The following is a 22,943-nucleotide window of genomic DNA, read 5'->3' on the forward strand; positions in this document are numbered from 1 at the left end:
TATTCTGGCCTGATTGTTTCACCTGGCACCGCCTGTTTTTCCCTCTGTTGTACCCTTCCATATTGTTCAAATTTCCTGAAAGACAACATCATGCTTATCCGCGTGATAACGTCTGCAAAGAGCGTATCGTAGTGTTTATTGAGTGAACATATTAAGGATCGCTATGAACCAGGTACGTATGCCGGCACTGTTTTTGGGACACGGCAGCCCGATGAACGCGCTAGAAGAAAACCGCTACACCGAAGCCTGGCGTCAAGCCGGTGCCACGCTGCCACGACCACGGGCGATCCTGGCCATTTCGGCTCACTGGTACACCCAGGGAACGGCGGTCACCGCGATGGAGAAGCCGCGCACCATCCATGATTTTGGCGGTTTTCCGCAGGCGCTTTTTGATACCCGCTATCCCGCGCCGGGTTCGCCTGAGCTGGCAAACGAAATCGCTGAGATTTTATCGCCTGTGCCGGTTTATCAGGACCATGCATGGGGATTCGATCACGGCTCGTGGGGCGTACTCATTAAAATGTATCCTGAGGCGGATATTCCGGTAGTCCAGCTTAGTATCGACAGCGGCAAGCCTGCGGCCTGGCATTTTGAGATGGGCAAAAAGCTGTCTGAACTGCGCGATCGCGGTGTCATGATCGTTGCCAGCGGCAATGTCGTGCACAACCTGCGTAAGGTTCTGTGGGGCGGCGGAAACGCTTATGACTGGGCGACCGGATTCAACGACTATGTGCGCGATAATCTGGCGGTTCAGGCCGAGGCAGATGCACATCCGCTGGTGAATTTTATGCAGCATCCGGATGCGGCGTTATCCAATCCGACGCCGGAACACTTCCTGCCGCTGCTGTATGTGCTGGGATCTCGCCATGCAGACGAGGCCGTCACCGTCCCTGTCGAAGGCATGGAAATGGGCGCTATCAGTATGTTGTCGGTGCAGGTCGGCTAGCGTGAAAACAGGCCAGCGTGCTGGCCTGGATAAGAACAGTCAGTCGATGAACGCGTGCGGATAAAAACGCGAAAGATCCTGGGTGATCAGGTCGCGATCTTCACGCAGGCCGATGCCTGCAGGCTGATCGTCTATCAACCAGCTGCCAATCAGGGTGTAGCTGTCACCAAATTTTGGCAGAGGGTGAAACTGCTGGACGATCATGCCTTCTTCGCCGTAAGGACCGTCCACACGGGCGATCTCTTTGCCGTTTTCCACAATACGAATATTGGCACCTTCGCGCGAGAACAGCGGTTTGACGACGTACTTGTCCATCGGTGGCACATCGTCTTCGGCAAACCAGGCGGGCAACAGGTTGGGGTGATTCGGGAACATCTCCCACAGCAGAGGCAGCAACGCTTTGTTTGACAGGATGCTTTTCCAGGCAGGTTCCAGCCAGCGTACGCCCGCATCGGCCAGCTTGGTAGAAAACATCTCGCGCAGCATAAATTCCCACGGATAAAGCTTGAACAGATTGCTGATGACCTGATCCTGGGCATCCGTAAACTGGCCTTTCTCCCCCAGCCCTATCTCATCGATGTAGAGAAATTCGCTCGGTAGTCCGGCTTCCGTGGCACAGTCCTGTAAGTATTGCACTGTGCCGCGATCTTCATCGGTATCACGGCAGCAGGCGAAATGCAGCCAGTTAAACCCCTGTTGCTGATGAAGCACCGTAAAGCGGTCGATGAGTTTCTCTTGCAGGCTGTTGAACTGATCGCTGCCTTGCGGCAGCTGTCCAGCGTTGAGCTGATCTTCCAGCCACAGCCACTGAAAAAACGCCGCTTCATACAGCGACGTGGGCGTGTCGGCATTGTTTTCCAGCAGTTTGGCATCGCTTTTGCCATCCCAGGCAAGGTCAAGGCGCGAGTAAAGCGAAGGCTGACGCTGTTGCCATGAGTCGCGCACGAAGTCCCAGGTGTGCTTAGGGATGCGGAATTTGGTGAGCAGCGCTTCGCTGTTCACCACTTTTTCCACCACCTGCAGGCACATCTGATGAAGCTCGGCGGTGACGTCCTCAAGATAATCAATCTGCGCCAGCGTGAACTGATAGTAAGCATCTTCACACCAGTAAGGCTCACCGTGCATGGTGTGAAAACGAAAACCAAACTCCGTGGCTTTTTCCCGCCAGCCCGGGCGCTCTGAAATCGCGATGCGTTGCATAAACGGGTTTAGCCTCCCAGCGAACGATTAGAGGTGCCGGTGGCACTGCTACGCTGCATACTGTTTTGCTTGGCGACCGTTTCACCAAAGCCACCGCGCGTGATGGTTGAGGTCGTGGTCGGCTTAGGCGCCATGGCGGTTTTAGGAACCGTCATGGTTTTACCGGAAGTGGCGTTACCGTAGTTACGACCGGAAGCATCGACAAACTGACCGTTAGCCGGGCTGTTTGGCGTTTTAGGTGAGAACAGCGGCTGCTGCGCAAAACCTGCTCCGCCGCCCATCATGCGGCCCATCATATAGCCCGCCATCAATGGCATCCAGAAGCTGCCGCTTTGCTGCGACTCGGCGTTAGTGCTGCCCACGCCCGCCTGAGCAGGTGCCTGCTGACACTGGTTTTCACCAAATTCCGCCACACAGTCTTCACGCGTTGCGTATTTCGGTGCGGTGCGTTCAGCTTCTTTTTTCGCATTGTTAAACGCGGTGGTGCATTGCGCATTCTGGCCAGGGTTGGCTTTTGCGCAATCATCAGCGTTCTGATAAAGCGAGACGGTTTCATCGTTTTGTTCACAACCTGCCAGCATAAATACCGCTGATACAGCGATAGCAACAGGCGTTAAGTGTCTTGCTTGCCAGCTCTTACGAAAGGCGTCATAGCGGATCGTTTTAGTCCGTTTCATTATAAATATCCTGTGCCCAAAGGTAGCGCATAGAATAGGGGATGAGTGGCGAGAAATGAAGCTAACGGCCAGGCAGGACGGGGATCTTTACTTAGTTATACGTTTTTAAGAGAAGCGGGCCGCAAAGCAGCCCGCAACCTGATTAGTGACCGAATGGATTACGGCTGCTCTTATGGGCCGCAGGGCGCACTGGCGCCGTCGCGGTTTCTGAAGAGGACGCGATATGATCGTCACCCAACACCTGCTGAACGTTTTGCGGCTGAACGGTTTCAGGTGACGTGGAGATCTCTTTGCCTAACTGGCTGTTGAGAATACCCAGACTCTGCTCGTTTAGCGTACCCAGCGCATAGCTGATGTTCAGCTGGTTAATCAGATAGCTGTAACGGGCATCTGACAACTGCTGTTTCGCGTTATACAGGGTTGAGGTGGCGTTCAGCACATCAACGATGGTACGCGTACCGACCTGATAACCGGCTTCCATTGCGTCTAATGAGCTTTGCGCAGAAACCACGGCTTGTTTATAGGCCGCAATGCTGCTCGCTGACGCATTTACGTTGTTGTAAGAAGACCGCACCGTCTGGACAGCGGAACGGTGCGCCGCTTCCAACTGCTCGCTGGCGCTGACAAAGCTGTATTGCGCCTGTTTCACCTGCGAGGTCACGCTGCCGCCGCTGTATAGCGGAAGCGTAAAGCTCAGGCCGACTTTACTGTTTCCGGTAATCGAGTCGGTTGAGTTTGCACTCTGTTCAGCGCGGCTTCCGCCGTACTTGCTGTTAGACAGGCCGGTTGAGGCAGTCAGATCGAGCGTTGGCAGGTGGCCTGATTCCGCAGAACGAATCTGCTCACGGGCTAAATCCTGATTCAGGCGAGCAGAAAGCAGATTAAGGTTACGGCTTTCTGCCTGCTTGAGCAGCGAGTTAACGTCATCAGGTTTGGTGGTTTTAAAGCGATCGATATTCAGCGAGGCCAGCGCCAGGTAGTCCATGCCGGTGATCTGACGCAGGGACTCCACCGAGTTATCCAGGTTATTCCGCGCCGTCACTTCATTCGCCAGCACGCTGTCATACTGTGCGCGGGCGTTCTGCACGTCGGTAATCGCAACCAGGCCCACGTTGAAGCGCTGAGTGGTTTGATCCAGTTCGCGGTAGATGGACATCTTCTGCGCTTCGACGTAAGAAAGCGTATCAATAGCTTTCAACACGTTGAAATAGGCCGTGGCGGTATTCAGAATCAAATCCTGCTGAGCAACCTGATACGTGACGTCCTGAATACCGGCGGTTTTTTCCTGCAGAGTCAGCGCGCGCCATTTTGACATGTCAAAAATGGTTTGCGTCAATTGCAGTGTGCCACTGGTCGTGTTGGAATGAATACCGCTACTATCACGATAGCCATTTGCATAGCTATAGTCTGCACCCAAACCCAGCTGTGGTAATAAAGGGCTGCGCGCTTCGTTGATTTTCTCAAACGCAGCATCGCGAGTGGCAGCGGAACTCCGCAGATCCGGGTTGCTTAAACGCGCTTGTTGGTAAACCTGAAGCAGGTTTTCCGCCTGGCTGGCGACGCTGAAACCGCCCAGGCTCAGCCCAATAAATAATGGGAGCAGTTTTTTCATTTGCATTCCTTTTGTTGCAGCAAATCGCAATGATAGTGCCGCCGGTAAGCCAAAAATTATCGCAGATTCTAGCAGAGGGCAACTGTGAGATAAGGTGGCTGAACGTGCCATATTTGTGTGTTTCAGGTAAATAACTCAGTAATGACTGTTTGAATGGTGCCTGGGCTTGTGTTTTATCTGTGTCATCCCAATCTGCAAAAGGAACCCAATGATGAAGGACAATAAAACATCACCTGTGACTTTCACAAAAAATGATGTAGAAATTATTGCACGAGAAACAGCCTACGACGGTTTTTTTTCCATCGTTCGCTACCGCTTTCGTCACCGTCTGTTTAAGGGCGGGATGAGCGGGGAAGTGACCCGTGAAGTTTTTGAGCGCGGTCATGCTGCCGTACTGCTACCTTATGATCCCATCCGTGATGAAGTGGTGCTGATTGAACAGATCCGCATCCCGGCCTTTGACTGCAGCCCAACGCCGTGGCTACTGGAAATGATTGCGGGCATTATTGAGCAAGGTGAAACCCCGGAACAGGTAGGACGCCGTGAAGCCTTAGAAGAAGCCGGTCTGGACGTTGGCCGGGTGAAGCCCGTGTTGAACTATCTTGCCAGCCCCGGCGGCACCAGCGAACGTTTATCGGTAATGGTCGGTGAAGTGGATGCCAGTCTGGCAACAGGATGCCATGGTCTGGAGGAAGAGAATGAGGATATTCTCGTGCATGTGGTCAGCCGTGAACAGGCCTACCACTGGGTGGAACAGGGGATTATTGATAACGCGGCATCTGTCATCGCCTTGCAATGGCTGGCACTGCACCATAAAGAACTTCGAGAAGAGTGGACGCAAAAATGAAACAGCGCTATACCCCTGATTTCCCCGAGATGATGCGGCTGTGCGAGACCAATTTCGCCCAGTTACGCCGTCTGCTACCACGCGATGACGAGGCAGGCGCATCGGTGATCTATCAGGTAAGTGGCGCCCGCTATCAGTTAACGATTGAAGAATCCACCCGTTACACCACGCTGGTCGAAATTCGTCAGACGGTCCCGGCGGTGAGTTACTGGAGCCTGCCGTCGATGTCTGTCAGGCTGTATCATGACGCTATGGTCGCTGAAGTGTGTTCAACACAGCAGATCTATCGGTTTAAAGCGCGTTATGATTACCCGAATAAAAAGATGAATCAGCGTGATGAAAAACATCAAATCAATCAGTTCCTCGCTGACTGGTTACGCTACTGTCTGACGCATGGCGCGATGGCAGTACCGGTTTGCTGATACGTATAATGCATTGAATGGCGTAGAGACGAAGGAAACGCTTTGGATAGCCTGCTAACTCTTCCTGCGACAACGGGGTCCGAGTTTCGGATTCTGCAAGTGACGGACACACACTTGTTCGCAGGAAAACATGAATCGCTGCTGGGAGTGAATACCTGGTCGAGTTATGACGCGGTGCTGGATGCGATCATCGCGCAGCAGTGCGATTATGATCTCATTGTAGCCACCGGCGATCTCTCTCAGGATCACTCGGTCGAAGCCTATCAGCATTTTGTTGAGGGCATTTCGCGCTTGCCTAAACCCTGCGTCTGGCTGCCGGGTAATCATGATTTTCAGCCCGCGATGGTAGATACGCTGGCCAAGGCCGGGATTAACACCCATAAACATGTACTGATGGGGGAACACTGGCAGGTGGTGCTGCTGGACAGCCAGGTCTTCGGCGTGCCGCATGGCATGTTAAGTGACTATCAACTTGACTGGCTCAATAACGCGCTCGCGCGCTTTCCCCTGCGTCATACGTTGGTGCTGCTGCACCATCATCCTCTCGCTTCAGGCTGCACCTGGCTTGATCAGCACAGCCTGCGCAATCCGCATCAGCTTGATGCCGTGCTACAGCACTATCCGCTGGCAAAGACGTTGGTATGCGGCCATATCCATCAGGAAATGGATGTGGACTGGCACGGCCGACGCGTTCTGGCAACGCCTTCCACCTGCGTGCAGTTCAAACCGCACTGCACCAGCTTCACTATTGATACCGTTGCGCCGGGCTGGCGCTGGTTTACGCTGCACGATGACGGTCAGCTAGAGACGGAAGTTAACCGGCTAACCACTCAGGCGTTTTGTCCCGATCTTGACGCTGAAGGATATTGACGGATGAAGGCACTGCTTTACCTGCACGGCTTTAACAGTTCACCGCTTTCAGCAAAAGCCACGTTGTTTAAACAGTGGCTGAGCCACAACCATCCTGATATTGAGATGATTGTGCCGCAGCTTCCCACGTTTCCGGCCGATGCCGCCGCGATGCTGGAAGATATTGTGCTGAGCAACAGCGGGCGCGATATGGGGCTGGTAGGCTCCTCCCTGGGCGGTTATTACGCGACCTGGCTGTCACAGTGCTTTATGTTGCCTGCGGTGGTCGTCAATCCCGCCGTGCGGCCATTTGAGTTGCTGGTGGATTTTTTAGGGGAAAATCAGAATCCCTACACCGGCCAGCAATATGTGTTAGAGTCTCGCCACATTTACGATCTGAAAGTGATGCAGATTGAACAGCTGGAAGCACCTGATTTATTGTGGTTGCTGCAACAAACCGGCGATGAAGTGCTCGATTACCGCCAGGCGCTCGACTATTACAGCGCGTGTCGTCATACGGTGGAAGAGGGCGGAAATCATGCATTCACTGGATTCGAGCGCCATTTCCCGCAAATTCTGGACTTTCTGGGCCTGAATCACTCTTGAGTAACGCGGAAATCGCAACCATTTTCTTCTTCTAATCAGACAGTTACCATGAGTCAATCAAGCTATAATGCGGGTGACATTGAGGTCCTGACTGGCCTTGAGCCGGTTCGCCGTCGCCCGGGAATGTATACCGATACGACGCGGCCTAACCACTTAGGTCAGGAAGTGATTGATAACAGTGTCGATGAGGCACTGGCGGGCCATGCCAGGCGCGTAGAAGTGATTTTACATGCCGATCAGTCGCTGGAAGTCATCGACGATGGCCGTGGCATGCCGGTGGATATCCATCCGGAAGAAGGCGTCCCGGCCGTGGAGCTTATTCTGTGCCGGCTGCATGCGGGCGGCAAATTCTCGAATAAAAACTACCAGTTTTCCGGTGGCCTGCATGGCGTCGGCATTTCGGTGGTTAACGCCCTGTCCAAACGTGTTGAAGTCAACGTGCGCCGTAATGGCGAGATCTATTTTATCGCCTTCGAAAATGGCGACAAAGTGCAGGATCTTACGGTAACGGGCACCGTTGCCAAGCGCAACACGGGTACCAGCGTCCATTTCTGGCCGGACGAGCACTTCTTTGACAGCCCGCGTTTCTCGGTATCCCGCTTATCCCATCTGCTTAAAGCCAAAGCCGTGCTGTGTCCGGGCGTGGAAATTGTCTTTAAAGACAAGCTAAACAATACCGAACAGCGCTGGTGCTATGACGATGGCCTGACCGATTACCTGTGTGAAGCCGTGAATGGCCTGCCGACGTTGCCGGAAAAACCCTTTGTCGGCACCTTTGCCGGTGATATTGAAGCGGTTGACTGGGCGTTACTGTGGCTGCCGGAAGGCGGTGAGCTGCTGACGGAAAGCTATGTCAACCTGATTCCCACCATGCAGGGCGGTACCCATGTGAATGGGCTGCGCCAGGGCTTGCTGGATGCCATGCGTGAATTTTGCGAATACCGCAATATTCTGCCGCGCGGCGTTAAGCTGTCTGCGGAGGATATTTGGGATCGCTGCGCCTATGTGCTGTCAGTGAAAATGCAGGACCCGCAGTTTGCAGGGCAGACAAAAGAGCGTTTGTCCTCGCGCCAGTGCGCGGCCTTTGTGTCTGCCGTAGTAAAAGATGCTTTCAGCCTGTGGCTGAACCAGAACGTGCAGGCAGCGGAACAGCTGGCGGAGCTGGCGATTTCCAGCGCCCAGCGCCGTATGCGTGCGGCCAAGAAAGTGGTGCGTAAAAAACTGACCAGCGGCCCGGCCCTGCCAGGAAAACTGGCGGACTGTACCGCGCAGGATCTGAATAAAACCGAGCTGTTCCTGGTGGAAGGGGATTCGGCAGGCGGATCGGCGAAGCAGGCGCGCGATCGTGAATATCAGGCGATCATGCCACTTAAAGGTAAGATCCTGAATACCTGGGAAGTCTCATCTGATGAAGTGCTGGCCTCGCAGGAGGTGCATGATATTTCGGTGGCGATCGGTATCGATCCCGACAGTGAAGACCTGTCTCAGCTGCGCTACGGTAAAGTCTGTATTCTTGCGGATGCCGACTCGGATGGACTGCACATTGCCACATTGCTCTGCGCTCTGTTTGTGAAGCACTTCCGCACGCTGGTAAAAAATGGCCACGTCTATGTGGCGATGCCGCCACTTTATCGTATCGATCTGGGCAAAGAAGTGTATTACGCGCTGGATGAAGACGAGAAAGAGGGCGTGCTGGAGCAACTGAAGCGCAAGAAGGGCAAGCCAAACGTGCAGCGTTTTAAAGGGCTGGGTGAAATGAACCCGCTGCAGCTACGCGAAACCACGCTCGATCCCAATACGCGACGTCTGGTACAGCTCACCATCAGTGACGATGATATTGACCAGACCTTGCGGGTCATGGATATGCTGCTGGCGAAAAAGCGTTCCGAAGACCGCCGCAACTGGTTACAGGAAAAAGGCGATAAAGCGGACATTGAAGTGTAGTTCGCCGCCAGATGCAAAAAGCCCCGGCCATCGCCGGGGCTTTTTCATGTAAGCGCCGCAAAAAATTATTTACCCGGCTCAAGCACCAGAATTTTCACGTCCGTCACATAGTCTTTAATCGCAGTACGATGGGCTTCCATATGCGGCATCTGCTGATGTTGATCAAGATGGCGTAGCGTTTCCCACTGCTCCAGCATAAAAACCGAATCGGGTGAATTGTGCTTCCACGGCACCTGCGCCTGATGATCGACCAGAGGGCTGTACTGGTGACAGCCTTCTTCTTCCAGCACGGTAGGAATCACCTGGTGAAACGCATCCAGCACTTTCTGACGACAGCCTGGTTTTACACAAATTTCAGCAACGACGGTTAACATTCACTTTTCCTCTTTCTGGATGAAACGCTATTTAAGCAAAAATCTCGCTGAGGTGCGTGCGATAACGTGCAATATCGCGTGGGACATCAGGCTGTTTCATCACGTCGTTACAGATAAAGGTCGGCAATGCTTCCATACCCAGGAACTGATTCGCCTTGTGGAAATGCAGATAGAGTCCGTCTACGCCAACGCCTTCAAAGAACTGCTCGGGGTCGGTAAAAGCCTCGAGGGGCGCGTTCCAGGTGAGGGACAGCATATATTTTTTGCCCTGAATCAGCCCGCCTGAACCGTATTTTTTGGCGTCGTCAGCACGTGTGCGTCCATCGCTGGCGTAAAGCTTACCGTGGCCTTCGGTGAAAACCTCATCAATGTAACGTTTCACGGTCCAGGGCTCGCCCATCCACCAGCCCGGCATTTGGTAAATGACCACGTCACTGTCGACATATTTTTGCACTTCTTCGGCCACGACATAATCGCTGTCGGCAACGGTAATCGTCACTTCATGGCCCAGATCACGCAGTTGGCTGGCGGCCACATCGGTCAGTGTATGATTCAGCTCGCCTTTAGAATGGGCGAAGGTTTTACCGCCATCGATAATTAAAATTTTACTCATTCAGCTTCTCTCCCCTATACGTCAATGGGGATAGCTTAGGGGGAGACGTGCCGGAGAAAAATGCGAGAATGATCACAACACTTTTGCGAATAGCGCAATAACCAGCGGGGTTATGTCACCATAACGGCGCAAACCCATCTTCGAAAAAAATATAATGATGAAAAAAACACTCGTAATCATGTTACTGCTGGCGGCGACCGGCGCTCAGGCCGAGTCTCGTCTGGACACCATCCTCAGCAGTAAAACCCTCAAAGTCTGCACCACCGGGGACTACAAGCCTTACAGCTTTCTGAAACCTGATGGCAGCTATGAGGGGCTGGATATCAGTATGGCCCAGTCGCTGGCGGCATCACTTGGGGCGAAGGTGCAGTGGGTTCCCACGACCTGGAAAACCCTGACGCAGGACTTTCTGGCTAAGCAGTGCGATATCGCCCTGGGTGGCGTATCGGTCACGCTGAAGCGCCAGCAGACCGCCTGGTTTGCGCAGCCGTTGGGCGTGGACGGTAAAATTCCGCTGGTGCGTTGTGCGGATAAAACGAAGTACCAGACGGTCGAACAGATGAACCAGTCCAGCGTGCGTCTGGTTGAGCCAGCAGGGGGCACGAACGAGGCGTTTGTTCACAGCCACTTACCTCAGGCCTCGTTAACGCTGTTTCACGATAACGTGACCATCTTCCAGCAGCTGGTGGACAACAAAGCCGATGTGATGATCACCGATGCCTCCGAGGCGCTGTACCAGCAAAAACGCTTTCCGACGTTATGTGCGCTCAACCCGGATAAACCGCTCCAGTATGGCGAAAAGGCCTATATGATTCCGCGTGATGATATGAGCTGGAAGCAGTATGTCGATCAGTGGCTGCATCTGAGCACCGCGACCGGGGAATATGCGCAGATCGCCCAGCAGTGGATGGGTGTGATGAAGTAAGGAGAAAGCAGGGGGTTCCCCTGATGTGTTAACGCCGGGCTTCAAAACTGCAGATAGCCGTCCGAAACGGCGCACATGCGTCACTGTGCCCACCGCCACGGGAGCGGAACAGACAATTCGCAGCGCTGAGCAGAGCGAGGAAGCCAGAATTTGCCCGCAGGACGCGGGCAAAAAGCGGAGCCGGTACAGGAAGTACCGTCTCCGCTGGTTCGTCAGGCTGACGAACGCCGCGAAGGCACCGCGTTAGCGGCGCGAGGACGTCAGATCCGATACCGTGGCGGTGGGAACCGCACGGAACACCAACCACACATTTTTACCCTTCAGTACTCAATACAGCGACGCTTTTCCCAGTCCGCCAAACAAATTCATTTTGTAGCGGATCACCGCTTTAGCGGCTTCAATCGCTTCGGGATAGATAACGTTAGGGTCCCACCAGGTTTCACGGGTTAAGACTTCGCGGACTTTCTGGAAGTAGGCATATTTCATATCGCTGGAGATATTGATTTTACCCACGCCCAGCGTAACCGCTTCAGCCACTTCCGCATCCGGATTTGCCGAACCGCCGTGCAGCACCAGCGGAATGGACACGCGTTGCGAGATATCCCGCAGGATGTGCATTTGCAGTTCCGGTTTCATATCTTTGGGATAAATACCGTGCGCCGTGCCTATTGCCACCGCTAAGGTATCCACGCCAGTGCGCTGCACAAAATCTTCCGCCTGCGCCGGCTCGGTATAAATCACCTTACTGACGCCACCTTCTACCGACGTACCGGTATCGCCAATGGTGCCCAGTTCGCCTTCCACGGAAACGCCCACCGCATGGGCCAGTTTCACCACTTCTTTGGTCAGCGCCACGTTTTCTTCATAGGGCAGGAGCGAGCCATCAATCATGACCGATGTAAAGCCACACTGGATGGCCCGCAACACATGGGCAACCGAAGCGCCATGATCCAGATGCAGGGTAAAAGGCACGCGGCTTTTCAGGGTGCGCTCCCGCACATAGCCAAAAAACGCATCCGTCACGAACTCCAGTTCGCTGGGATGAATAGAGATAATGGCCGGGGTATCGGTGGCTTCGGCTTCTTCCACCACCGCGCGGATAAAACAGCTGTCAGCCACGTTAAATGCGCCTATAGCAAAGCGGTGTTGACGGGTGGGGCTTAACATCTCTTTCATTGAAATCAACATGTTAAATCTTCCTCAGCTTGTTTTACGACAAAGGGATGCCCTGCGCTGACGTTCAGCGACGCGCACCGGGTTACAGCAGAAAAAAATCAGATCTGATTCGCGGAGCCGGAGAAGCTCAGATAGTCATGCACGACTGCGCGACAGGCGGACGCCATCAGCGCCATCAGGTCAGGCAGTTCAGCAGAAGGATGCTGTTTAAGCGCCTGTTGGATCGCCTGCTTGCCGGCATCAAAAACGGCTGCACCGACGTTAATCTTGGCGACGCCGTGCTGACTGACGCGACGAATCGCCTCCGCAGGCGTTCCGCTGCCGCCGTGAAGCGCAAGGGGGACCGGCGAGACGGCATGCAGTTCAGCCAGACGCTGAAAGTCGATTTGCGGTTTGACGCCAGCGGGATAGAGCCCGTGCGCGGTACCAACCGACACCGCTAACAGATCGATGCCCGTTTGTTCCAGAAAGGGCAGCACATCCGCCACCTGTGTCATTTTTACCGTGGCGTCCGCCAGCGCATAAGTTGGGGCATCGGCGATATGCCCCAGTTCGCCTTCCACACAAACGCCAGCGGTGTGAGCCATCTCGACCACCTTTGCCGTCTGGCGAATATTTTCTGCCAATGGCTCGGAAGAGGCATCGATCATCAGCCCGGTAAAACCGGCGCGAAAGGCCTGCCCAATCAGCGCAAAGTCTGTCCCATGGTCGAGCGCCAGGGCGACCGGCACGCTGGCATCCGCCACCAGCGCCTGAACCAGCGGCACGGCAACAGCGGGCGGAAAATGACGACTGTGTCCCTGATAAACATTCAGGATCAGGGGCGCACGTTGCTCCTCCGCCGCCTGCACGGCCGCACGGGCGCTTTCCAGGTTAAAACAGTTGATGGCCAGTACCGCGTATTGGTGACGGGCGGCCTGCGCTATCAGGTCATTCATTGCCGCGTACATACGCACTCCTTATTCCAGTGTGAATTTAATGTCGTCATCGCGAACGCTGTGGTCTTCCACATCGTCAAACTCCTCGTCGGCTTCGGTGACCGGCTTTTTCAGCAGCGATAACATCACGCCACAGATCGTGCTGCCGATACCGAGCGCCAGACAGAACAGCCAGGGTTTGGTAAAGAGGGGAACCACGAACATACCGCCATGAGGCACAGGCGCTTCGACGCCCCAGACCATAATCAGCCCACCGGCGACGGCGGACGCCACCACACAGCTGCCGACGACACGAAACAGATCGCGGGCAGCTATCGGGATCACACCTTCGGTGATCATGCAGATCCCCATCGGAAAGGCCGCCTTCAGCGCTTCTTTTTCCGCGCGGGTGTACTTATGGCGGGTTAACAACCAGGAAAGGGTGATACCAAAAGGGGGGATCATCGAGCCGACAAATTTGACCGCTTCCGGTCCATAAATGCCGTCGACCAGCATGCCATCCGCAAACAGCGACATGGTTTTATTCACCGGGCCGCCGAAGTCGAAGGTCGCCATCGCCCCAAGAATCGCCCCCATGACGAATTTAGAACCGCCTTGCATGGATTCCAGCAGCGCAATCAACGCCTTCTGTAGCCAGACGATGGGTTGGCCGATAAAGGTCATCATCAGAAGTCCGGCGATAATGGTGCTCAGCACGGGCAACACCATGATGGGCATCAGCCCCTGCATCGACTGTGGCAACCGGATAGTGCGCCGCAGCAGAATCACCGTATAACCCACCAGGAAGCCACCCAGGATGCCGCCGATAAAGCCGGTGCCGATCTGACCGCAGATAAAGCCCACGATTAAACCGGGTGCAAAGCCAGGCCTGTCGGCAATTGAATAGGCGATGGCGGCGCTGATCAACGGCACGATCAATCCCATGCCCCAGCCGCCCATCTGGTTCAACATCCAGGCTATCGTGCCGGGATGTTTGCCAACGTCCGGTCCGCCGATCACCTGGCCCAGGGCGATACAGATCCCGGCGGCGACAATCAGCGGGATCATCCAGGAGATCCCGGTCAACAGATGGCCTTTGATCTCCTGCCCATACTGTCTTTTGTTATCGTTCATTGTGGATCTCCTCAGGCGCGCGCCAGTGAATCCGCCACTTTTTCCAGAAACTTGATCGGCGACTTGATCACCACTTCGGTTTTCACCCTGACGATCGGTTTGCCGCGAAAGCGTTCTTCACCGTTGATCTTCACGTCTACCGCCAGAATGACCACATCGGCGGCGGCGATGGTGTCGGCATCCAGGGCATTTTCGGTACCAATGGTGCCCTGCGTTTCCACGTGGATGGTGTGACCAAGGGCATGTGCACCCTTGATCAGTTTTTCGCGCGCAATGTAGGTATGCGCGATGCCCGCCGTACAGGCGGCAACACAGACGATGTTCATGGTCTACCTCGGACGTGTAGGATTAACAGAGGTCGGTTTCGGCGTACTGACTGAACAGCCGAATGATTTCGCTGGGGTCATTTTCCACCAGCAACTGCGCTATCACCTCATCATCGGCCAGCGCACTGGCCACCTGGGACAGCAGGCGAATATGGGGAGTATTTTGATCTTCAAGACGCACGGCAAACAGGATAATGCAGCGCACCTTACTGCCATCCAGCGTTTCCCACGGAATATCCTGTTGGCTACGCCCAATGGCTAATGTGGTTTGTTTAACGGCTGACGATTTACCGTGCGGAATGGCAATATGGTTTTCAAACCCTGTCGATCCTTCCGCTTCACGTAGCCAGACGTCCTTGATAAAAGCCGCTTTATCGCTGATGGCGTCGTCACTGAACAGCAAATCGGTCAGTTCAACAATCGCCTCCTCTTTACTGCTGGCTTGCAGGTTGAGATTGACGCGGCGCGGCGTAAGAATGCGAGAAATATCCATCTGTCAGACCTCATTCAGTTAATGTTCAGCCAGGACGCTGTTAACGGCCTGCGGCAGTTGGCTGCCAATCATGGCGTCAGTCACACGACGAATGTCGTCGTCATTGAAAAACGCGGTCACATACACGGTTGGAAACGTCGCGATATCAAGATGAATGGTAGAAATCACCAGGTCCACCGGCTCTTGCTGGCAAAAATCGCCCAGGTTACTGGCAGAAATGACGCCCGCAATAATCCAGTCCGGGAACGCGCGCAGAATACGGCTCTTAAGGAGATGCGAAGTGCCCACGCCGCTGGAACACACCAGCAGAATACGTTTGTGGGCGATTTGCCGTTCCAGCGCAGCCTGAAAATGAACACACAAATAACCCACTTCATCATCAGCGATGGACGCATAATGAAAACGTGTCGCGGTAATCTGCATGGCCCGCTGCGTCAGCGTAAAAATTTCACTCAGCTCGGTTTTAATATCATCCAGTAACGGATTGCGAATACGAATATGATATTTAAGCCGGTTAAGTAATGGCTTAATATGAAAAAGTAAACCTTCAAATAATAAAGGATCGGTGGTGAGATCCTGTTGAATGAGATCTGAGAAACAGTGAATTAATTCAAGCGTTATATTGCGCGATTCTTTATTCGAAAATTGATATTGCGGCAGCATATCGCTACCGCGTTCCTCAACAACAATGCCGGAAGAAATAATGTACTGATAAATAAATCCGATCTCATCAGCCGGTACTGACTGTCCTAAACGTTGTTCAATCTGTACCACCATTTGCCGGGCAATCTTCAGGATACGGTTGTCCATTTCCTGGGCGCTCAGCGCCAGCGGCAGGGATAAGGCCTTACCCTGCGACATGCGGTGGATCATGATCAGGATGTGGGTCGACAGATTGATGTAGTAGGCATCGCTCAGGGGATAGCCAAGTTGCTGCTCCATGTGCTGCAGTAAGGTCTGCACAAAGGCCACATCTTCTTCGCCAAAATAGTGAATCAGCGCCTGGTAACTGCCCGGGTCCAGCCGTGGCAACGGCGTATTACTGCCAACGTTATGCTGCATAACATCGTTAATCAGCGATACCATTGCCTGGCGCAATGCCTGTTCGCTGCCTTCCACATGGGTGCCGCTCTGACTGCGCACGACCTGGAGTTCCAGCGGCTGCAGCCACTCTTCAATCACCTTTAAATCGTTGACGATAGAGGCATGGCTGATGAAATAACGTTCAGATAATTTACTGATTGAGGTTTCTCGCGGGGCATCCCTCAGCAGCTGCGACAGAATTTTCACCCGGCGTGCATTGTTGCTTAGCCCCTCAGACCAGTTTTCTTCACTGGCGAGGTGCTGCTGTAAAAGCAGGCGTTGCTCTCTGTCGTCGGTTTGCAGCATCACACTGCGTCCGGGCAGCTTGATCAACGGCACCTGCCAGTCACTCAGCCAGATTTCCAGGCGCTGTAAATCGCGATAAATACTTTTTTCCGACACGCTCAACTGCTGGGCTAATTGCGTTAAAGCCAGCGGCGTGCCGGCCTGTAGCAGTAATTTCAGTAAGCGATGTTGTCGTGAAGTCAGATTCTGCATTCAGTCACCTGTCTATTATTTCGTTAGCGGTGCTTAAGTGGCAATTCGTTTAATCCAACCTGGCATAAAAATAAAATAACCTGATGTCGATGAAAGGGAATGTAGGGCGAGAAAGGCGAATCAACAATACTAAATGTTGTCCCGGAAGCAGGACAGGATTAATACGCGCGACGTTCGCCAGTGATTAATTGCGAGCGCGGTCACAAACTATTAGAAATAAGATGCTGAGCATTTTGTCTGGAGCGTCGTTTTTGGCATGCAATAAACAGGGAAAAAACCCTGAGCTGACTGCGTCAGGACTGTGACTAACACCCGCGAATAAGGTACTATCCTCGCCAAACAACCGCCGGGTGATCCGCCGTTGCGGGTCACGATGTGAGGATGAGGACTTAATGAGCGAATTGACGCAGGATGGTGCAGAGCGTCTTGCCCTGCATACGTTTACTGAGAATGCGTACTTAAATTACTCCATGTACGTCATCATGGACCGCGCGCTGCCTTACATTGGCGACGGTTTAAAGCCCGTGCAGCGCCGCATTGTCTTTGCGATGTCAGAGCTGGGACTGAACGCCACAGCCAAATTTAAAAAATCCGCCCGTACCGTGGGTGACGTGCTGGGTAAATACCATCCTCATGGCGACAGCGCCTGCTATGAAGCCATGGTGCTGATGGCGCAGCCTTTTTCCTACCGCTATCCGCTGGTCGATGGTCAGGGGAACTGGGGGGCACCGGACGATCCCAAATCCTTTGCCGCCATGCGTTACACCGAATCGCGCCTGTCTAAATATGCCGAAGTGCTGCTGGGCGAGCTGGGTCAGGGCACGGCCGACTGGGTGCCAAACTTTGATGGCACCATGCAGGAGCCGAAGATGCTGCCGGCGCGGCTGCCGAATATTCTGCTGAACGGCACCACCGGCATCGCCGTGGGCATGGCAACCGATATTCCGCCGCACAATTTGCGTGAAGTCGCCCAGGCCGCTATTGCCCTGATTGACGATCCCAAAACCAGCCTGGATGCGCTGCTGGAGATCGTGCAGGGACCGGATTTCCCGACCGAAGCTGAGATCATTACGCCGCGTGAAGAGATCCGTAAAATCTACCAAAACGGACGCGGCTCGGTTCGCCAGCGTGCGGTGTGGAAGAAAGAAGAGGGTGAAGTGGTGATCACTGCGCTGCCGCATCAGGTGTCGGGCGCACGCGTGCTGGAGCAGATCGCCAACCAGATGCGCAACAAAAAGTTGCCGATGGTAGAGGATCTGCGTGACGAATCCGATCACGAAAACCCCACCCGACTGGTGATCGTACCGCGATCCAATCGCGTCGATCTGGATCAGGTCATGAACCACCTGTTCGCCACCACTGACCTGGAAAAAAGCTACCGCATTAACCTCAACATGATCGGGCTGGATAACCGTCCGGCGGTGAAAAACCTGCTGGAGATCCTGTCGGAATGGTTGGTGTTCCGCCGCGACACCGTGCGTCGCCGTCTGAACTACCGGTTAGATCGCGTGCTGCGTCGCCTGCATATTCTTGACGGTTTGCTGGTGGCCTTCCTCAATATCGACGAAGTGATTCACATCATCCGTACTGAGGATGAGCCGAAACCGGTACTGATGTCGCGCTTTGAGATCAGTGAAACCCAGGCCGAAGCGATCCTTGAGCTCAAGCTGCGCCATTTAGCGAAGCTGGAAGAGATGAAGATTCGCGGCGAGCAGAGCGAACTGGAAAAAGAGCGCGATCAGCTGCAGTCGATTCTGGCGTCCGAACGCAAAATGAACACGCTGCTGAAAAAAGAACTGCAGGCCGACAGCAACAGTTTTGGCGACGATCGCCGCTCACCATTGCGTGAGCGTGAAGAAGCCAAAGCACTCAGCGAAACTGAGCTGGTTCCCTCCGAGCCTGTCACCATTGTCCTGTCGCAGATGGGCTGGGTGCGCAGTGCCAAAGGGCATGATATCGATCCGGCAGGGCTGAGCTACAAAGCCGGTGACAGCTATCTGGCGGCGGCGCGCGGTAAGAGTAATCAACCCGTCGCCTTTATCGATTCAACCGGACGCAGCTATACGCTCGATCCCACCTCGCTGCCGTCGGCACGGGGTCAGGGCGAGCCGCTAACCGGTAAGCTGACGCCACCGCCGGGTGCTGTCGTTGAACAGGTGCTGATGGAGCCAGAAGAGCAGCGTTTGCTCATGGCTTCTGATGCCGGATATGGTTTTATCTGTACCTTCAACGATCTGATTTCGCGCAACCGTGCGGGCAAAGCGCTGCTGACCCTGCCTGAGAATGCGCGCGTGATGACGCCAATGGCCGTGCATCACGAAGACGACATGTTGCTGGCCATTACGCAGGCCGGCAGGATGTTAATGTTCCCGGTAGGCGAGCTGCCGCAAATGTCGAAGGGCAAAGGCAACAAGATTATCTCCATTCCGTCGGCGGATGCCGCAGCGGGAGTCGATAAACTGGCCTGGCTGATGATACTGCCACCGGGCAGTGCGATTACGCTGCACGTTGGCAAACGCAAGCTGCTGTTACGCAGTGAAGAGTTGCAGAAGTTCCGTGCCGATCGCGGCCGTCGTGGCACGTTGCTGCCGCGTGGCCTGCAGAAAATTGATCGGGTCGAACTGGATGCACCGGCACGTCCTGACAGCGCCGACAGCGACGCGTAATTCACCCGGCTGGCTGATGGCCAGTCGTGTCATATTGAGGAAACTATGTTACTGATATTACGTACTATTATCGTCGTGATTTATTCAACCCTGTTAAGTATTTTCGGGTGCATCTGGTGTCTGTTCTCGCCACGTAACCCGCGCCACGTCGCGACCTTTGGTCACCTGTTTGGCAAATTATCGACCCTGTTTGGCCTTAAAGTAGAGCTTCGCCGCCCCGAAGGCGCGGAAAACTATGGCAACGCGATTTACATCGCTAACCATCAGAACAACTACGATATGGTGACGGCAGCCAAGATTGTGCAGCCCACGACGGTCACCGTGGGTAAAAAAAGCCTGTTATGGATACCCTTTTTTGGGCAGCTTTACTGGCTGGCCGGTAACCTGCTGATCGATCGTGACAACCGCGCCAAAGCACACGGTACGATTGGTGAGCTGGTGGATCAGTTTAATAAAAAGCGCATCTCATTCTGGATGTTTCCAGAGGGCACGCGCAGCCGCGGTCGCGGATTATTACCGTTCAAAACCGGGGCATTTCATGCCGCCGTTGCGGCGGGCGTGCCGGTCATTCCGATTGTGGTCTCGAATACTCACGGCAAAATTAACCTCAACCGCCTGAAAAACGGACTGGTGATTGTAGAGATGCTGCCGCCGGTGGACGTCAAACAATTTGAGGCCACTTCAGTCCGTAAACTGGCGACGCACTGTCGTGAATTAATGGCGGCAAAGCTGGAAGAGCTGAACGCCGAAGTCGAAGAACGTGAAAAAAACGGTAAAATCTAACCGATAAGTCCTTTGTCGGACTATTCTGCATGGATGCCCCACGGCGGGTTTCGCTCGCCGTGTACGCAGCACAGCAATAAAAACAGAGTTGGCGTTTCAGCGCCACGCGTAAAAGGTCTGAAATTCAATGTCTTTCAGCAGACGTCAGTTTATCCAGCTTTCTGCCGGTGTGGCGCTCAGTGCCACGGTTATGCCTCATGCGGCGCGTGCCGCGTCTGCGCGTGGTGACACGCCGCTTCCTGTTCCACCGCTACTGGAATCGCGCCGTGGTCAGCCGCTGTTTTTAACCCTGCAGCGCAGCCACTGGTCGTTTAACGGTGATAACAATAAAGTCCCGGTCTGGGGCATTAACGGCATGTATCTGGGCCCGACGGTGCGCGTGTACAGCGGTGATGATGTCAAACTGATCTACAGCAATCGCCTTAACGAACCGGTTTCCATGACGGTCAGCGGCCTGCAGGTGCCCGGTGCACTGATGGGCGGTGCGCCGCGTATGATGTCAGCCGGCGTTGACTGGGCACCGGTGCTACCGATTCGCCAGAATGCCGCCACCTGCTGGTATCATGCCAATACGCCAAATCGTATGGCCCCGCACGTGTATAACGGCCTGGCGGGCATGTGGCTGATTGAAGACGACATCAGCAAGCAGTTACCGCTGCCGAAACACTATGGCGTGGACGATTTCCCCCTGATCATTCAGGACAAACGGCTGGATAACTTTGCCACGCCGGTTTATGACCCGCCGGGCGAGGGCGGTTTCCTGGGAGACACATTGCTGGTCAACGGTGTGCGCAATCCTTTTGTTGAGGTCTCGCGCGGTTGGGTACGTCTGCGGTTGCTGAACGCCTCCAATGCGCGACGTTATGAACTGAGCATCAGTGATAACCGCCCCTTTACGGTGATCGCCAGCGATCAGGGCTTCTTGCCGTCACCGGTTGCGGTACAGCGCTTAACCCTGGCACCGGGCGAGCGGCGCGAAGTCTTAGTGGATATGTCGCAAGGGGATGAAGTCTCCATCACGGCAGGCACGGCGGCGGGCATTATGGATCGCCTGCGGGGTTTCTTTGAACCCTCCACGATTCTGACCTCAACGCTGGTGCTGACGTTACGGCCTACCGGCCTGCTGCCGCTGGTCACCGATAACCTGCCGATGCGTTTACTGGCCGATCAGATTCTGGACGGTGCGTCGGTGCGTACGCGGGAGTTCCGCATTGGCGACAGTATGCCGGGCATCAACGGTGCCGTATGGGATATGAACCGCATCGACTCCACCGCCCAGCAGGGCACGTTCGAGCGCTGGATTATTCGTGCCGATCGTCCGCAATCCTTCCATATTCAGGGCGTGATGTTCCTGATTAAGAGCGTGAACGGTGCCCAGCCGATGGGCGAAGATCGCGGTTGGAAAGATACCGTCTGGGTGGACGGCGACGTCGAGCTGCTGGTCAGCTTTACGCAAAGTTCGTCAGAGCATTTTCCTTTTGTCTACCACAGTCAGACCCTGGAACTGGCGGATCGCGGTACGGCAGGCCAGTTACTGACGCAACCCACGCTGTCTTAAGGAAGACGGAAAACACTTGCTTCGCCAGGGCAGGACAGTGCCTCCTGCCCGTCCCATCCGGAGATTACGTTCGAAGAAGCTGCAGCATCAGCTGGGGCATCTGGTTGGCCTGAGCCAGCATCGCCACACCGGCCTGCTGTAAAATCTGCGCCTGTGACAGCGCCGACACTTCTGTCGCGTAATCAACATCCTCTATCCGGCTCCGCGCGGCAGTGAGGTTGGTCACCATGCTCCCCAGGTTGGCGATAACAGACTGAAAGCGATTCTGGTCGGCCCCCATCAGGCTGCGTTGCGTGTCAACGGACTGAATCGCCCGGTCAATATCAGCCAGAGGCGATTTCCCCGTCGCCGTCCCGTTCGCGCCGCCGGTCACTGCGCCTTTCAGGACGTCGAAACCTTCCGCAGCAACCGTACGTGCAACCCCGTTGACGGTGTCACCTGACGTCATCTGCCGGACGTTGAGCGTCGTGCCGGTTGTTCCCGCTTTCAGTAGGTTATACCGGTCACTCGAGTCGATATCGATGCTAATAGTTTCACCGTCTTCCGCACCTACCTGAAAGCGATACTCTGACGCACCCGAGCCGGTATTTAGCACCTTAATGCCATTGAAATCCGTTTGCGCCGTAATGCGGTTAATTTCCTCCATTCGCTGATTCACTTCGGTCTGAATCGAGTCGATATCCGCAGCGGAGTTGCTTCCATTTTGTGCCTGTACTGTCAGGTCACGTATACGTTGCAGGTTGTTGTTAATTTCATCGAGCGCGCCCTCTGCAGTTTGCGACAGAGAAATGCCATCACCGGCGTTTCGGGTGGCAACCGTCATTCCGTTGATCCTTGAGGTCAGACGGTTAGCAATCGCCATCCCGGCAGCATCATCTTTAGCGCTGTTAATGCGTAGTCCGGAAGAGAGGCGTTCAATGGCCGTCGACATTGCGTTTTGCGAAATGAAAAGGTCATTCTGAACGATCAATGACAGGATATTGGTATTGATAACCGACATGACAGACTCCCCGGTTGAAGACGTTACGCTTAACTTCACTGCGCCATAACGCCGCGTTCCCTTTAACGGGTTGCGGGCAGGCAGCAGAGCCAGGCTAAAAGGTCATAACGTTAATCATTATCACCCGGGTTATCAGACAGGCACAGTCAGTCATTCCGGCGGTGTGTTGCAAAGATTGTCGCGCTCATAGTAAACGGGGCCGCCAACAAGGTAAGCCCATTTTTACACGGCACAGATAACGTTAATGCTGCCGGATAAGGCAAGGTTTTAGAGGGGGGATTTGACTTAACGAGG

General features: G+C 54.5%; 22 protein-coding genes. 10 read left to right on the forward strand and 12 right to left on the reverse strand.

The window, feature by feature from the left end; genetic code table 11:
- The first annotated feature begins 163 nt into the window (after positions 1-163).
- Positions 164-946: a 4,5-DOPA dioxygenase extradiol gene (gene ygiD / locus FBY13_RS20010; RefSeq protein WP_145394970.1), complete on the forward strand. Its 783-nt coding sequence runs from the start codon at positions 164-166 to the stop codon at positions 944-946.
- A gap of 39 nt (positions 947-985) precedes the next feature.
- Here the strand turns inward: ygiD and FBY13_RS20015 are convergent, their stop codons facing one another.
- The 3 genes from FBY13_RS20015 to tolC form a co-directional block, all read right to left on the reverse strand.
- Complete coding sequence (locus FBY13_RS20015) at positions 986-2,146, reverse strand: glutathionylspermidine synthase family protein (RefSeq protein WP_063880966.1); 1,161 nt, start codon at positions 2,144-2,146, stop codon at positions 986-988.
- Positions 2,147-2,154: 8 nt separating this feature from the next.
- Positions 2,155-2,823: a DUF1190 family protein gene (locus tag FBY13_RS20020; protein WP_145394971.1), complete on the reverse strand. Its 669-nt coding sequence runs from the start codon at positions 2,821-2,823 to the stop codon at positions 2,155-2,157.
- 142 nt (positions 2,824-2,965) lie between these two features.
- On the reverse strand, positions 2,966-4,435 hold the full coding sequence (tolC, locus tag FBY13_RS20025; protein ID WP_063880964.1) for an outer membrane channel protein TolC: 1,470 nt from the start codon (positions 4,433-4,435) through the stop codon (positions 2,966-2,968).
- Between the two features lie 211 nt (positions 4,436-4,646).
- On the opposite strand from tolC, the gene nudF reads away from it, so the two are divergent.
- Genes nudF through parE form a run of 5 tightly spaced genes read left to right on the forward strand, consistent with a single transcriptional unit; the run spans position 4,647 to position 9,103 of the window.
- Complete coding sequence (gene nudF / locus FBY13_RS20030) at positions 4,647-5,282, forward strand: ADP-ribose diphosphatase (RefSeq protein WP_096011877.1); 636 nt, start codon at positions 4,647-4,649, stop codon at positions 5,280-5,282.
- On the forward strand, positions 5,279-5,704 hold the full coding sequence (locus FBY13_RS20035; protein WP_063880962.1) for a DUF1249 family protein: 426 nt from the start codon (positions 5,279-5,281) through the stop codon (positions 5,702-5,704). The genes nudF and FBY13_RS20035 overlap by 4 nt, the downstream gene beginning before the upstream one ends.
- A gap of 42 nt (positions 5,705-5,746) precedes the next feature.
- Positions 5,747-6,574 carry a 3',5'-cyclic-AMP phosphodiesterase gene (gene cpdA, locus FBY13_RS20040; RefSeq protein WP_145394972.1) on the forward strand — a complete coding sequence of 276 codons (828 nt, stop codon included), beginning with the start codon at positions 5,747-5,749 and terminating at the stop codon, positions 6,572-6,574.
- 3 nt (positions 6,575-6,577) lie between these two features.
- Positions 6,578-7,159 carry an esterase YqiA gene (yqiA, locus tag FBY13_RS20045; RefSeq protein ID WP_145394973.1) on the forward strand — a complete coding sequence of 194 codons (582 nt, stop codon included), beginning with the start codon at positions 6,578-6,580 and terminating at the stop codon, positions 7,157-7,159.
- Positions 7,160-7,207: 48 nt separating this feature from the next.
- Positions 7,208-9,103, forward strand: coding sequence for a DNA topoisomerase IV subunit B (gene parE, locus FBY13_RS20050; protein ID WP_063880959.1), 1,896 nt, complete (start codon positions 7,208-7,210; stop codon positions 9,101-9,103).
- 65 nt (positions 9,104-9,168) lie between these two features.
- Here parE and FBY13_RS20055 read toward each other — a convergent pair whose 3' ends face one another.
- Both FBY13_RS20055 and FBY13_RS20060 read right to left on the reverse strand, forming a co-directional pair.
- Positions 9,169-9,477, reverse strand: a complete 309-nt coding sequence (locus FBY13_RS20055) for a putative quinol monooxygenase (RefSeq protein WP_063880958.1) — start codon at positions 9,475-9,477, stop codon at positions 9,169-9,171.
- A gap of 31 nt (positions 9,478-9,508) precedes the next feature.
- Positions 9,509-10,090, reverse strand: a complete 582-nt coding sequence (locus FBY13_RS20060) for an NAD(P)H-dependent oxidoreductase (RefSeq protein ID WP_063880957.1) — start codon at positions 10,088-10,090, stop codon at positions 9,509-9,511.
- A 154-nt stretch (positions 10,091-10,244) separates the two neighbouring features.
- Between FBY13_RS20060 and FBY13_RS20065 the strand changes: the two genes are divergently transcribed.
- A complete protein-coding gene (locus FBY13_RS20065; RefSeq protein WP_370513245.1) occupies positions 10,245-11,015 on the forward strand; it encodes a transporter substrate-binding domain-containing protein in 771 nt (256 codons plus the stop codon).
- A gap of 327 nt (positions 11,016-11,342) precedes the next feature.
- Here FBY13_RS20065 and FBY13_RS20070 read toward each other — a convergent pair whose 3' ends face one another.
- The 6 genes from FBY13_RS20070 to FBY13_RS20095 form a co-directional block, all read right to left on the reverse strand.
- On the reverse strand, positions 11,343-12,203 hold the full coding sequence (locus FBY13_RS20070; RefSeq protein ID WP_063880956.1) for a ketose-bisphosphate aldolase: 861 nt from the start codon (positions 12,201-12,203) through the stop codon (positions 11,343-11,345).
- Positions 12,204-12,289: 86 nt separating this feature from the next.
- Complete coding sequence (locus tag FBY13_RS20075; protein ID WP_145394974.1) at positions 12,290-13,141, reverse strand: class II fructose-bisphosphate aldolase; 852 nt, start codon at positions 13,139-13,141, stop codon at positions 12,290-12,292.
- Positions 13,142-13,150: 9 nt separating this feature from the next.
- Positions 13,151-14,242, reverse strand: a complete 1,092-nt coding sequence (locus tag FBY13_RS20080; protein WP_063880954.1) for a PTS fructose transporter subunit IIC — start codon at positions 14,240-14,242, stop codon at positions 13,151-13,153.
- Between the two features lie 11 nt (positions 14,243-14,253).
- Complete coding sequence (locus FBY13_RS20085) at positions 14,254-14,568, reverse strand: PTS fructose transporter subunit IIB (protein WP_096011875.1); 315 nt, start codon at positions 14,566-14,568, stop codon at positions 14,254-14,256.
- A gap of 22 nt (positions 14,569-14,590) precedes the next feature.
- Positions 14,591-15,061: a PTS sugar transporter subunit IIA gene (locus tag FBY13_RS20090; RefSeq protein ID WP_145394975.1), complete on the reverse strand. Its 471-nt coding sequence runs from the start codon at positions 15,059-15,061 to the stop codon at positions 14,591-14,593.
- Positions 15,062-15,079: 18 nt separating this feature from the next.
- Positions 15,080-16,642: a transcription antiterminator gene (locus tag FBY13_RS20095; RefSeq protein ID WP_145394976.1), complete on the reverse strand. Its 1,563-nt coding sequence runs from the start codon at positions 16,640-16,642 to the stop codon at positions 15,080-15,082.
- A 392-nt stretch (positions 16,643-17,034) separates the two neighbouring features.
- On the opposite strand from FBY13_RS20095, the gene parC reads away from it, so the two are divergent.
- The 3 genes from parC to ftsP all read left to right on the forward strand — a co-directional run bounded on the left by parC (position 17,035) and on the right by ftsP (position 21,649).
- Complete coding sequence (gene parC, locus FBY13_RS20100) at positions 17,035-19,308, forward strand: DNA topoisomerase IV subunit A (protein WP_063880950.1); 2,274 nt, start codon at positions 17,035-17,037, stop codon at positions 19,306-19,308.
- A 45-nt stretch (positions 19,309-19,353) separates the two neighbouring features.
- Positions 19,354-20,091, forward strand: a complete 738-nt coding sequence (locus FBY13_RS20105; RefSeq protein WP_063880949.1) for a 1-acylglycerol-3-phosphate O-acyltransferase — start codon at positions 19,354-19,356, stop codon at positions 20,089-20,091.
- 127 nt (positions 20,092-20,218) lie between these two features.
- Entirely contained in the window at positions 20,219-21,649 is a 1,431-nt protein-coding gene (gene ftsP, locus FBY13_RS20110; protein WP_063880948.1) for a cell division protein FtsP, read from the forward strand.
- A 64-nt stretch (positions 21,650-21,713) separates the two neighbouring features.
- Here ftsP and FBY13_RS20115 read toward each other — a convergent pair whose 3' ends face one another.
- Positions 21,714-22,649 (reverse strand): flagellin, encoded by a 936-nt coding sequence (locus tag FBY13_RS20115; RefSeq protein WP_096011870.1) that lies wholly within the window; start codon positions 22,647-22,649, stop codon positions 21,714-21,716.
- Positions 22,650-22,943 lie beyond the last annotated feature (294 nt).

It is taken from the genome of Pantoea sp. SJZ147 (genome assembly GCF_007828605.1).
GTDB lineage: Bacteria > Pseudomonadota > Gammaproteobacteria > Enterobacterales > Enterobacteriaceae > Pantoea > Pantoea allii.